The sequence below is a fragment of the Litoribacter populi genome (genome assembly GCF_007483685.1).
GTDB lineage: Bacteria > Bacteroidota > Bacteroidia > Cytophagales > Cyclobacteriaceae > Litoribacter > Litoribacter populi.
On sequence record NZ_VMKN01000001.1, the window covers coordinates 3,320,111 to 3,333,200 of the forward strand.

The 13,090-nt window shown below is 41.8% G+C and carries 12 protein-coding genes; 9 read left to right on the forward strand and 3 right to left on the reverse strand.

Annotation, left to right across the window (positions count from 1 at the left end):
- Window positions 1-16 precede the first annotated feature (16 nt).
- Window positions 17-565, forward strand: coding sequence for a hypothetical protein (locus FPL27_RS14405; RefSeq protein ID WP_143961757.1), 549 nt, complete (start codon window positions 17-19; stop codon window positions 563-565).
- Between the two features lie 41 nt (window positions 566-606).
- Here FPL27_RS14405 and ffh read toward each other — a convergent pair whose 3' ends face one another.
- Window positions 607-1,944, reverse strand: coding sequence for a signal recognition particle protein (gene ffh, locus FPL27_RS14410; RefSeq protein WP_143961758.1), 1,338 nt, complete (start codon window positions 1,942-1,944; stop codon window positions 607-609).
- 777 nt (window positions 1,945-2,721) lie between these two features.
- On the opposite strand from ffh, the gene FPL27_RS14415 reads away from it, so the two are divergent.
- From FPL27_RS14415 to FPL27_RS14440, 6 genes are all read left to right on the forward strand, one after another.
- On the forward strand, window positions 2,722-3,321 hold the full coding sequence (locus tag FPL27_RS14415) for a hypothetical protein (protein ID WP_143961759.1): 600 nt from the start codon (window positions 2,722-2,724) through the stop codon (window positions 3,319-3,321).
- Window positions 3,322-3,471: 150 nt separating this feature from the next.
- Complete coding sequence (locus FPL27_RS14420; RefSeq protein WP_143961760.1) at window positions 3,472-5,910, forward strand: YfhO family protein; 2,439 nt, start codon at window positions 3,472-3,474, stop codon at window positions 5,908-5,910.
- Window positions 5,894-6,604: a class I SAM-dependent methyltransferase gene (locus FPL27_RS14425; RefSeq protein ID WP_143961761.1), complete on the forward strand. Its 711-nt coding sequence runs from the start codon at window positions 5,894-5,896 to the stop codon at window positions 6,602-6,604. The genes FPL27_RS14420 and FPL27_RS14425 overlap by 17 nt, the downstream gene beginning before the upstream one ends.
- Window positions 6,605-6,610: 6 nt before the next feature.
- Window positions 6,611-6,874, forward strand: a complete 264-nt coding sequence (locus FPL27_RS14430; RefSeq protein WP_143961762.1) for a hypothetical protein — start codon at window positions 6,611-6,613, stop codon at window positions 6,872-6,874.
- A gap of 22 nt (window positions 6,875-6,896) precedes the next feature.
- Window positions 6,897-7,919: a glycosyltransferase family 4 protein gene (locus tag FPL27_RS14435; RefSeq protein ID WP_143961763.1), complete on the forward strand. Its 1,023-nt coding sequence runs from the start codon at window positions 6,897-6,899 to the stop codon at window positions 7,917-7,919.
- A gap of 30 nt (window positions 7,920-7,949) precedes the next feature.
- Window positions 7,950-9,428 (forward strand): oligosaccharide flippase family protein, encoded by a 1,479-nt coding sequence (locus tag FPL27_RS14440; protein ID WP_143961764.1) that lies wholly within the window; start codon window positions 7,950-7,952, stop codon window positions 9,426-9,428.
- On the opposite strand, the gene FPL27_RS14445 is transcribed toward FPL27_RS14440, so the two are convergent.
- Window positions 9,425-10,711: a glycosyltransferase family 4 protein gene (locus tag FPL27_RS14445; protein WP_143961765.1), complete on the reverse strand. Its 1,287-nt coding sequence runs from the start codon at window positions 10,709-10,711 to the stop codon at window positions 9,425-9,427. The two genes, FPL27_RS14440 and FPL27_RS14445, sit on opposite strands and share 4 nt — an antisense overlap.
- A 126-nt stretch (window positions 10,712-10,837) precedes the next feature.
- On the opposite strand from FPL27_RS14445, the gene pfkA reads away from it, so the two are divergent.
- Both pfkA and FPL27_RS14455 read left to right on the forward strand, forming a co-directional pair.
- A complete protein-coding gene (gene pfkA / locus FPL27_RS14450) occupies window positions 10,838-11,812 on the forward strand; it encodes a 6-phosphofructokinase (protein WP_143961766.1) in 975 nt (324 codons plus the stop codon).
- A gap of 8 nt (window positions 11,813-11,820) precedes the next feature.
- A complete protein-coding gene (locus FPL27_RS14455) occupies window positions 11,821-12,150 on the forward strand; it encodes a hypothetical protein (protein WP_143961767.1) in 330 nt (109 codons plus the stop codon).
- On the opposite strand, the gene miaA is transcribed toward FPL27_RS14455, so the two are convergent.
- On the reverse strand, window positions 12,138-13,049 hold the full coding sequence (gene miaA, locus FPL27_RS14460) for a tRNA (adenosine(37)-N6)-dimethylallyltransferase MiaA (RefSeq protein WP_143961768.1): 912 nt from the start codon (window positions 13,047-13,049) through the stop codon (window positions 12,138-12,140). The two genes, FPL27_RS14455 and miaA, sit on opposite strands and share 13 nt — an antisense overlap.
- Window positions 13,050-13,090 lie beyond the last annotated feature (41 nt).

The following is a 13,090-nucleotide window of genomic DNA, read 5'->3' on the forward strand; positions in this document are numbered from 1 at the left end:
CTAAACAGAAACTAAAATGAAGAAGATTATAATGAGCCTATTCAGTGTTGCCATACTATTTTCCTGTGCTCAACAACAATCGGAAGAGGATAGGTTTGAATATGAAAACGACAGAATTGTGGATACCCAGACTGGGGATGAATATATGATCGACGACCAAGATTCTTATGTGGTCATCCACCCTGATGGCGAACAGGAAACTGTAACATATGAAGAAACCCCATTTTATGGAACTGAAGCTGCAGATGAGTTTTTGGAGCGGTACAATAACCGCATGATGGAAAGAAAGGAAACTCTGATGATAGAACAAAAAAACAAGATCAAACAGGCACGTAAGGATAGATATGCCGAGTATTCCGATCAAGAGTTGGTAAAGCAGTTTAACAAATTACATCAGGATTTGGCTCCCTACGAGCAGCAGATGGACATCATGGCCGAATTGGTAGAAAGAGGAGCGGTTACGGAAGAAGAAGCCGTTGAACTAATGGAAGTGGACCAAGCGGACCTGAACTTTGACATATACTATGACCCTGAGGAAAATGCTGAAGAAGTTCCAGCACAATAAAAACAAAAAGGCCAATCTCACGATTGGCCTTTTTTAATTCTTTATCTTTTCCCCATTTTGGGATTCAATGCTTTGAGTGCATTTTGGGCTCCGCCCATTTTGTTCATTTGCTTCATCATCTTCCTCATGTCGCTAAATTGCTTCATAAGGTTGTTAACTTCCTGAATACTGCGGCCACTACCATCAGCAATCCTTTTTCTACGGCTTCCGTCAATCAGATCTGGCTGATTTCTTTCCGCAGGTGTCATACTTCTGATGATTGCCTCAATTGGCTTAAAAGACTCATCGTCAATATCAAGCCCTTTGATAGCCTTACCCATACCCGGAATCATTCCCATCAGATCTTTAAGGTTACCCATTTTCTTGATCTGTTCCAATTGCGAAAGGAAGTCATCAAAATTAAACTGATTTTTCCTGATCTTGGCGTTGATTCTTTTGGCTTCGTCCTCATCAAAAGTCTGCTGAGCTCTTTCCACAAGGGAAATGACGTCTCCCATACCCAAGATTCTCTGAGCCATTCTATCTGGATAGAAAACATCCAGGTTCTCCATTTTCTCACCAGTAGAGATAAACTTGATCGGCTTATTGACTACGTGTCTGATGGAAATGGCAGCACCACCTCTAGTATCACCATCCAACTTAGTCAACACAACCCCATCAAAATTCAAGCGCTCGTCGAATGTCTTGGCAGTGTTAACAGCATCCTGACCCGTCATGGAATCCACTACAAACAATGTTTCAGATGGGTTGAGTTTCTCCTTTAGTTCGGAAATCTCGTTCATCATCTGCTCATCCACAGCTAGGCGACCCGCGGTATCGACGATTACCGTCTTTTTGCCCGACTTTTTGGCATATGCAATTGCTCTTTCGGCAATTTCTAAAGCGTTTTTGTTTTCCGGTTCGGCATAAACCTCCACACCGATTTGCTCACCGAGCACTTTCAGCTGGTCGATGGCCGCAGGACGGTAGATATCACAGGCCACCAAAAGTACTTGACGTCCTTGCTTTTTCAAATGCGTGGCAAGCTTGCCTGAAAAAGTCGTTTTACCTGACCCTTGAAGACCAGAAATCAACACCACGGAAGGATCACCCTTTAGGCTGATATCCTCCTTAGAGCCACCCATCAAATCCGTCAGTTCCTCTTGTGTTATTTTCACCAAAAGCTGACCAGGGGACACAGAGATCAATACATCACGACCAAGTGCTTTTTCCTTGATTGAATCAGTTACTTCTTTGGCTACTTTATAATTGACATCCGCATCTATCAACGCCCTTCTGATTTCCTTTACAGTAGTGGCTACGTTGATTTCGGTGATGGTACCGGACCCTTTTAGGGTTTTAAAAGCTTTATCTAATTTATAACTGAGGTTATCAAACATGCTGATTTAGTCTATTTACTGCAAAAATAAAAATATATATTCATTCGGGGCCATAAAAGGCTAACTTTTCTGGACAAAGATAGAAATAGAAAAAGCCACCCCAAAAGGTGGCCCTAAAAAATAAGTGAGAATTGATCGAAAAAACCAAAAAACTAACACCCTCTAGTAAGACCGTTTTTAGAAAGCCTTATAGAATTATGACCCCTATACGGGAGAAATATCATTAGCGTCCTAAGGAATTGCGAAATTCTCAAATTTCTTAAAACAAAAACGCGGTAGCTCCTCTTATATAAAGGAATGTTTTTCTTAAAACTTTTATAAAACCACTAAAACACGTTTAACCTATGGGTAATTTATTTAAAGGACTACTAGCCGGATGGGGCGCCAGCAAGCTTGGAGGAGGTTGCATCAGTACACTTATCATTTTTGCACTAATATGGTGGCTACTCGGACAGTGTAGCTAACTGATTTTTATACTTAACCTCAGAAAAATAAAAACTATTTCATAAAAGTTTTTTGAACCCTTCGCCGTCGGTCAGGGATCAAAAAACTTTTTTTATTTAAAAGAATGAGGCTTTTTTGTATATGCCTTACTTTTTTTGACCCATTAACTGTATCGAAAAAAAACAGCAATTTCACGGTTAAATCATACAAAACTTTAGTCCTCAAAATAACGCTCAATTTTTCTCTTTCTTTTTTTTTAAATAAGCAATAAATGGGTTAAACTCGTGTTAAAACTTAATAAGTCCTTTAAGAAAACACCTCAAAATATTTAGCATGAAAAAATTTACCCACCTCACCCTAGCTTGTTGTATGATGGCATCTGTGGCCGTAGCGCAGGAGTCCGAACAGGAAGGAAGCCTTACCAGCGGTACAATCTCCAGTCAGTTTGAATACTTGAACTCGATTTCAAACAATTACCAAGAGTACAAAGTGGTCAAGAAAACAAACCTTGATAAAATTCAGAAAAACATCACCGACTCCTTAGATTTTTATAAAGTGCAGATCGTGGACGTGCAGAAGGAATTGGCCACTCAGAAGACCCAATTAGCTGAGATGGAAAAAAAGATGGTCACGGCAGAGGCTGAGAAAAACGCAGCCATCGACGCCAAAGACAATTTTGCATTTTTGGGCATGCCTATTCACAAATCAAATTACAACAACCTGATGTGGGGAATAGTAGGTGTTTTGGGAATGGCCCTTTTGTTCTTCCTTTTCAAATTCAATAAAAGTCATAAGGTCACTTCGGAAACACTCAGGACATTAGAAGAAACAAAAGAGGAGTTTGAGCAACACCGAAAAAACACCCTCGAAAGAGAAAGAAAACTTAACCGCCAACTGGTGGATGAAATGAATAAAAGGCATGTAAAGGCCTAATTCAAAAAAGCGCAGAAATCTAATTTCTGCGCTTTTTTGCTTTTAAGAAGAGAGGCTATAATTCTACTTTCCCCATCATCCCTATTAAAAATACCCTGAAATGATTAATTTGCATGCTTATTACGCCAAAAGCATTAAAACTAATCCTGCATGCAGATTGATTTCAAACACCAAGTGCTGCCCCACCTGCTGGGTATCATTTCTTTTTACCTGATAGTAGTTGTTTATTTTTCCCCCATTGTTTTTGATGGTAAAATGATGTTCCAAAACGACATCTTGCAGTGGGAAGGGTCTGCAAAGGAGGTTTTGGAATATAGAGAAGCCACTGGGGAAGATGCCCTTTGGACAAATCGCATGTTTGGCGGTATGCCTGCTTATCTGATCAGCACCGAATTTCCAGGAGATATCACCAATGTGGTTACTAAAATTTTGACCCTTGGCTTACCCCACCCTATCAATTCACTTTTCATGGGAATGGTCGGGATGTACATACTTCTCCTAAGTTTTGGGGTCCGTTCCAGCATCAGCATTGGAGGAGCTTGGTCCTTCTCCTTCAATACCTTTCATATCATTAGTCTAGAAGCTGGGCATAATGCTAAAATATGGGCCATTTGCCTGATCCCGCTAATTTTGGCAGGTATACACATGGCTTTTACCAAGCGGATTATCCTTGGTACAGCACTGTTCGCTTTGGCTTTGATGTTACAGCTTAAGTTTAATCATCTCCAGATCACCTATTATACTTTATTGATTGTTTTGATCTATGGACTTGGCCAGATAATCTCTTTTATCAAAACAAAACAGCTACCCGCGCTTGGTAAAGCAATGGCCTTTTTAATAGTAGGGGCCCTTTTTGCCATCCTGGCCAATTCGGGAAGACTTGCAACAACTTATGAGTACGGGGATTATTCCATCCGAGGCCAAGCAACCCTAGAAACGGCTGAGGCCACAGGTTCTGGCTTGGGAAAAGATTACGCCTTCAATTGGTCCCAAGGAAAACTGGAAACGTTAACCTTCTTGGTTCCGAATTTCTATGGAGGAGGCAGCAGAGAAGACCTCGGTGAAGGTTCCGCCTCGGAAGAAGCTCTTAGAAGACAAGGTGCTCAAGGTAGCCAGGTACGGGATTTTGTGAGAAATGCTCCAACTTATTGGGGTGATCAGCCGGGCACTGGCGGACCTATTTATGGAGGGGCCATTTTAATTTTCATGTTTGTCATGGGTATGGTATGGGGTCCCAGAAGGTTCAAATACATCTTTCTTGTCATTACCATTTTATCTTTCATGCTAGCGTGGGGAAAAAACTTGGCTTGGTTCAATTACACCATGTTCGATTACTTCCCTGGTTACAACAAGTTCAGGGCTGTAACTATGGCCTTGTCAATGGCACTTTTTTCCATCCCTGTGATGGGGGCTTTGGGGCTTGAGTCCTATATGAACAACCGGGAACATCCACAGGTTGTGCCTAAGTTGTTTTTCGCATTTGGAGTCACAGGAGGGTTGGCGCTACTATTTGCGTTACTCCCAGGTATATTTGATTTCCGATCCCCTTCTGATCAGTATTTACCAGATTGGCTAGTTGATGCTATCCGTGAAGACCGAAAAAACATGTTGAGTGCTGATGCTTGGAGAAGTTTTATATTCATCGCCCTATCTACAGGGTTGGTTTTTGCCTTTTTGAAATGCAAGATTCAGGCAGTCTATGCCACCACTGGAATAGCCTTTCTAATCCTGGCAGACATTTGGCTCATCAATAAAAGGTATCTTGACAACGACAGCTTTGTCAACGACCCAAGTGCGGAATTTTTCCAGCCTACCCCTGCTGATAACCGGATAATGGCGGATGAAGGATATTATAGGGTATTAAACCTGGAAAATCCTTTCAACGAAGCAAGAACCAGTTACAGATTCAACAGTATCGGTGGGTATCATGGAGCCAAAATGCGCAGGTATCAGGATCTAATTGATGAAGTATTGTCCTATGAGATGCAGGGCTTTATCCAGCAGGCCCAAGAAGGGAACTTCAATTTTGAAAGCCTGAATGCCTTAAATATGCTTAATGCCAAATACTTCTACTTTGGCGCTTCAGAAAATCAGGTGTTCAGAAATGACTTTGCCAAAGGGGCCGCTTGGTTCCCTGAAACAGTTTATCCAGTCACCTCCAATCGGGATGAATTAGGTGCGCTTCAGAATTCCGAACTGGGTAATACGGCCGTCATTAACTCCCAAGAGTTTGGCACTTTTAATGCGGGATCAGGTTCAGTGGAGCTTCTTGACTATAGCCCGAATGAACTTGTTTACAATGTGGACGCTGACCAACCTGGAGTTGCAATCTTTTCAGAAATTTATTATCCAGAAGGTTGGAAGGCTTTTGTAAATGGTCAGGAGACCGAAATCTTAAGGGCAAATTATGTTTTAAGGGCTATTAACCTGCCAGAGGGCAATTCTGAGGTTAGATTCAAATTTGAGCCTAGCTCCTACTACACTACCAAACCGCTTATGATCATCTTCCAATATGTGATCATTATGTTGCTGGTAGTTGGAATATTTTTGACAATTAAACCTATGGTATCTCATGGTAGAGAAAGATAAAATAGTTAGCTATTATGATCAGTTTGTCACAGAACAGGAAAAAAGGGGTGTAAACTCCCGCCACCTGCACATTTTGGACAAACTCGTCTCTGCTGGATTGAAAACCGACCATAAGGTTTTGGAAGTCGGCTGTGGTATCGGGACGGTAAGCCAGTTGATTGCCAAAAAAGTAAATAAAGGAAAAGTACTGGCCGTGGATATAAGTCCGGAAAGTATCGAAAAAGCAAAAAAACTCTGGGCGGATTGCAAGAATCTCACCTTTGAAGTTTCCGATATGAAGGATTTTCTAAAGGAGGACCTGTATGACTTTTTTGTCTTCCCCGATGTTTTGGAGCATATCCCAGTGGATCAGCATTTCAAATTATTTGAAACCATAAAAAGGCATAGCCATAAGGATTCAGTGATTTTCATCAACATCCCCGCCCCGCGTTTTTTGGAGTGGATGATGAATAATGAACCTGAAAAGCTCCAGGTGATCGATCAACCTTTGGATACTGGAGAATTGATCAAAAACATCAGTGCAAACGGTTTTTATTTGGAAAAAATGGAAACCTATAGTATTTTCTATGAGGAAAACGATTATCAATATTTTGTATTGAGGTCGCAAAAACCGCTAGAAAAAGCTACATTGAGAAACAAATGGTCGGTTTTTAGAGAACGACTAAGCATAAAGATCAGAAACGGACTAAATTAATTTTTTATGACAGGAGGAGCCGGATTTGCCAAGCAGGGTAAAGATCAGTTTGATGACAACCGCAAACTGAGACAAATCAGAACACCCTATAAAGACCAAGCCTACAGAGGGGATGCCCGGCATTTTTCGGGTACATCGGAAGTATACGAGGAATTAAAAGATTGGCAAAACGACAGGCGGCAAGAGGTAGCCCAGACCACCATGTTCATATGGGCTTTCATTGCGATGTTGATCCTTTCTTTGCTGGCTGTGATGGTATTGTTATTTTGAATTTTTGCCTGAGCTTTAAAGAATGATTATTTATACTTATCCGGTCAAGACCGCATTTACCGAAAGAGATGTGGAAATGATTGAGCCCCATTTTTCCATCAAGCCACTTAAATTTACAGATAGCCCAGTCAAACTACCCTTCTACTTTGTCTGGCAGGCTTTGCAGCTGTTATTTTATTTACCCAAGACGACCCACTATCTCTGTTTTTTCGCAGGGTACCACAGTTATCTACCTGTCATTTTTGGAAAGCTTTTCCGCAAAAAGGTTTTTATCCAATGCGGAGGAACGGATGCCATGAACATGCCGGCTATTAACTATGGGAATTATCGAAAAAACATCCTGAGACAGTTCACCGAGTATAGCTTCAGAAATTGCACGAAGATATTACCGGTAGCCGAAGGTCTGGTCAAACAGAATTATCAATATTCACCTTTAATCCCACATGCACAGGGGTTGAAAAATTTGATTCCAGGCCTTAAAACTCCGATAAAAGTGATCCACAATGGTTTCTCTAGCGAGTTTTGGAAAGACTTTGGCTTTGAGCGGAACCCCCAAACATACATTACTGTGGCCACAGGCATTTCCAAAACCAATCGGGCTGTGATCAAAGGGATAGACCTGATTGAAGAATTGGCGGAACGCTATCCAGAAGCCACCTTCACTGTGGTGGGTGATTCAGCCTACAAAACTGATTTGCCCAACATCAAGGTGCTAGGAAAATTAAGCCAAAAAGAACTCCACAACCTTTATAACAAGCACCGTTTCTATCTGCAACTTTCCATGTCGGAAGGATTTCCCAACGCCTTGGCAGAAGCCATGCTTAGCGGGTGCATCCCTATCGGGTCTGCGGTGGGTGCCATTCCCGAGATCATTGGTGATACGGGCTTTATTTTGGAGAAAAAAGATACCGCGGCCCTCATTAAATTAGTGGACGCGGCAAACCTTTCGGACTGGAAAACCTTGCGGCTATTGGCCCCACTGAGGGTCAAAACCCATTATGATTATGAGGATCGAAAAAATGCCCTGCTTCAGGTTTTCCGGTGAAGCTGCTTATCTTTAACTTTTTATTTTCCCATGGGTAAAATCGCCAAGCAAAGTATTCTGACCACCATCAGCTCCTATATTGGAGTGCTGATTGGCTATGTGAATATCCTTTGGTTACTACCATTTGCTTTCACCCCCAGCCAATTTGGAGCATTTCGTACGATTCAAGATATGGCCTTGCTCTTAGTGCCCTTCGCACAATTGGGGCTCGGACATGGTATTACCCGTTTTTATCCGCAGGTCAAAAAATATCGATTTACATTTTTTACCTATAGCCTGATTTGGTGCATAGTAGGATTTGTTGCCGTTGCCTTTTTGTTTTTAATTTTCAAAGACGATGTAATTCGGGCTTATGCTGTCAATTCCCCTGAGGTGATCGATTATCTGGGAGTGGTGTTGATGATCACGCTTTTTTCTGTCATCCATACGATATTGGATGCCTTTATGCGATCATTTATGAAGGTGGCTGTACCTACTTTTATTAGAGAAGTTCTGGTGCGAATTCTGGTAAGTGGATGGGTAGTCATGTTTGTTTTAGGCTGGATCACCTTTGACCAGCTAATGATGGGACTAGGTTTGCTTTATTTGATTGCCGTGGGATTCATGGTAATTTATATGTTGCAAAGAAACTTGTTCAAGCTGAAATTCAACTTCGGGGTGTTTTCGAAGGCCTTCAAGGGTGAGTTTCTAAAATACAGCCTGATCACATTTTTGGGAACCGCAGGTGCAATCCTGATCATGAAGATTGACAGCTTAATGGTTGCTGCCATGATCAGCTTGGATGCCAATGCTATTTATACCATCGGATTTTCTATAGCTGTGGTGATAGAAATGCCAAGAAGGGCTATCAGCCAAGTGGTAATGCCCGTCATCGCCGAAAGTTTTGCAGGGGGAAGACTGGACCAGATTCATCAACTGTACAAAAAAGTAGCTGTCAACCAGCTGATCATATGCCTACTGCTTTTCATCGGCCTCTGGGCCAACATCGACAACCTTTATCATTTTGTACCAAAGCGTGAGGTCTATGAAGCTGGCAAATGGGTAGTATTGCTCATTGGATTAGGCAAGCTCTCGGATGTGATCTTTTCTGTAAACGGAGAAATCATTGTCTTCAGTAAATATTATCTATTCAACATCACCTCCACCCTACTGATGAGTTTGGTGGTAATTTTACTCAACTTATTGCTGATTCCCTCCTACGGGATCGAGGGGGCCGCATTTGCCTCCTTTGTGGCTATGTTCTTTTACAACCTGTTGAAATATTATTACATCAAGGTCAAGCTTCACTTTACACCCTTTACTTGGGACTTGGCCAAAGTTATAGTGGTCGGTTTAATTGCTTACTTCCTGCCAATGTTTTTGTTGCCTACCCTGGAAAACGTTTTATTGGATATGGTGATAAGGTCTGTTGTGATTACTGCAATTTATGCTGTAGGAATATTGTTGTTCAATCCTTCCCCTGAAGGGAAAAACATGATCTTGAATGCTTTGGGAAGGCTTAAACCTTAAAGCTCATCCAGCAAACCAGCCAATTGATGCGTCAATTCCTTTCGGTCATACTTCTTCACTTCACCGCCCGCTTGGATATCAATATCTCCTTGCGCAAATTTGATCAAGAAGCTTTCAATATCTTTTACTTCCTCGTGGGAAAAGACCATTCCGGCTTTGGCTGCTTCTAGAATTTGGGCCGAGTCGCCATTGGGGTCACCTATAGCAATTACCGGTCGTCCCGTAGCCATATATTCAAAAATCTTCCCGGGAATGTTCCCCTTGGCATTTTTTGTTTTGGTTAAAATCAGCAATAGCAAATTGGCCTTTTCATAATATTCAAACACCTCTTCATGACTTACATATCCGGCCAAATGCACATGAGTTGCCAACCAGTCATCCGACTCAACAAAATGAACGACCTTATCGCTGACCTTTCCCACGAGGGTCAATTCCACCGGAATCGCGGAACCATCAAAAGCCGCTCTCAGGGCTTTCAAAAATGGTAAAGGATCTCGAATAGCATCAATAATTCCGGTGTATACGATTTTTAGCCCTTTGGAAATTGCAGGTGCTGTCGTAAAACCACGAGGCAAATCCGTCTGGTCAAAACCATTGGTTATAAGATCAATTCCTCTGGGGAAGATGGCCTTGATCTCTTCCTGAAACGTTGGAGATATGGTGATTACCCGATCAGCTTCTTCCAAAACTGACCTTTCCAACTCTTCATGCTTTTTTCTTACAAAGGGAGTCATGGGCAAAGTGTCCAAGAATTCCCAACTACTCCAAGGATCCCTGAAATCCGCCACCCACTTCACCCCTGTTGCTCTTTTCAGGTTTCTCCCAATCAGATGCAGGCTATGCGGTGGTCCTGTGGTGATGACCGTATCGATTTTATTTTTCCCTAAAATATCGGTAAGATAACTCACGGATGGTTTTACCCAAAACATGCGGGGATCGGGAATTAACAAATTGGCCCTCATCCAAATTGAAATCCGGTCCACAATTCCCTTATCCCCTTTTTCCAAAATTTTGGAAGGGTCTTTAATTGATCCGCCTTTCAGTTTTCTGAAAATGCCATAAGGTTCCCAAATCGGAAACTTCAAAACCTCTAAATTCCTTGGCACCTCCTTGAAAAGGCTTGTATCTTTTAATTCAAAATCTGGATTTTCTGGAGTAAAAATTACCGGCTCCCAACCATAATCTGGCAGATATTTGGAAAATTTTAGCCAACGCTGAACACCCGAACCGGCACTAGGCGGCCAGTAATAAGTGATGATAAGAACCTTTTTTAATTCTTGCATACTCAAAGATACTAAATAACCACTTGTGAGAAATCAACTATAGCTTCGTAGCTTAAAACTTTTCGTCTCCCCCCTACTTATAATAAGGATAAATCTTTATTTTTAAGCTTAGAAAACCTATTAAGCATGAAGAAAATCGCAGTATTTACCTCCGGAGGAGATGCACCAGGAATGAATGCATGCATCCGCGCCGTTGTACGGACAGGAATATATCACGACTTGGAAGTATATGGAATCATGTACGGTTACGACGGCATGATAAACGGAGACATCAAGAGAATGCACACTCACTCGGTAAGCAATATAGTTCAACGGGGAGGTACCATATTAAAGTCTGCTCGAAGTGAAGAGTTCAGAACCGGGGAAGGGAGAAAGAAGGCTTACGAGCAAATAAAAAAGCATGGCATTGAAGGTCTGGTTGCCATAGGTGGAGACGGTACCTTTACTGGTGCACAGATACTCAGTAAGGAATTCGGTATACCGGTGATCGGGTGCCCTGGTACAATTGATAATGATATTTACGGAACTGATTTTACGATTGGATTTGACACTGCACTTAATACTGCATTGGAAGCTATTGATAAGGTTAGGGACACGGCTGCTGCTCATGACAGAATATTCTTTATTGAGGTGATGGGCCGTGACAGTGGCTATATCGCCGTGGAGTGCGGCATAGGCGGTGGTGCAGAACTTGTGATGGTTCCTGAAACTAAAACCTCCATCCAAGATGTTGTCAAATCTCTGAAAGGACTTCGAAAAACCAAAACTTCCAGTATTGTGGTGGTGGCAGAAGGCGATGAAGAAGGAGGGGCTGCCGAAATCATGGAAAAGGTCAAGAAAGACATCAACAATGAGAATCTAGACTTTAAAGTGACTACCTTGGGCCACATTCAACGGGGAGGAAATCCTACGGCAAAAGACAGAATTTTGGGCAGCTGGTGCGGAGTGGCCGCTGTGGAAGGTCTCATGCAAGGCAAAACTAACTGCATGGCCGGAATTATTCATGAGGAGGTGGTCTATACCGACTTCAACGACTGTATAACTAAAGACAAACCACTGAAAAAAGATTATCTTAAATTAATAGAAATCCTAAGCATCTAAATTACCCTATGGGCTTTATCCCTATTTTCCTGACATTGGCAGGATTTATCTTTTTGTTTTTCATGGTTGTAGAAAACAGTCTTAAAAACAAGCAAAAGGCTTTCGAAGAGCAGTTTTATTTACTCAAGGAGCAGTTGGCCATCAAAGAACCTATGAAGCCAACGAGGGCAAATTTGGTAAGCATGGAAGACCTTTACCTCAAACAGGAGAAGGATCGAAGGGGCGAAGCCAAGCAGTATCTCTCCCAATCCAAGCTTTTCCTTTATCAGTATAATAGGCTTTTGAAAAAAAAGCCCTACAGCTTTGTGGCAAAAATAAGCGGCCGTCAATCCATTTGACGGTCGATATATTTTAAAATCCCCTCCAAATCATCAGGAGAAAACCACACCATTTCTGGATCTTTCTTAAACCAGGTCAACTGCCTTTTCGCATATCTGCGAGAATTCCTTTTCAAAAGACGAACTGCCTCCTCTTTGTCATATTCCCCTTCCAAAAACCGAAAGATTTCCGAATACCCAACGGTCTGCAAGGCATTTAAATGCCTGAAGGGGAAAAGCTCTTCAGCCTCCTCAAAAAGCCCCTGCGCTATCATGTGGTCCATTCGCAAGTTAATTCGCTCATACAGGACCTCCCTATCCCTTTCCAGACCAATTTTTATGATTTTAAAAGGTCTATCGACAGTCTTTTTCTGGCGAAAGCTGCTGAAAGGCCTGCCCGTTCCTTGGTAGACCTCCAATGCCCTAATCAGGCGTTGAGGATTATGGAGATCGACTGTTCCATAATAATCGGGATCCACTTCCTTCAGCATCTTTTGAAGTACTTCTATTCCTTTATCCTGAAACAGTTGATTCAAGTTCCCCCTGATTTCAGAGGGTATTTCTGGCATTTCATCAAATCCTTTACATACAGCATCCAGATACAGCCCCGACCCACCGGTCATGACCACACAGTCATTTATTTCAAATAATTCTTCTAAAAGTTTTAGGGAATTTTGCTCAAATTTCCTGACATCATAGGACTCATGGATGGATAGGGAATTTATAAAATAATGAAAGACAAGCGCTTGCTCTTCTTTGGAAGGTTTGGCTGTTCCTATTTCCATTTCCTTAAAAAATTGTCTACTATCGGATGAAATAATAGAAGTATTAAATTTTTTGGCTATTTTTATGCACATATCCGTTTTACCAACGGCAGTCGGACCAGCTACGACAATTAAAAACTTGGCGGTATCTATCAATTGGTATAAATTATTTTTATGAAACTCTGCCGCAAAATTAC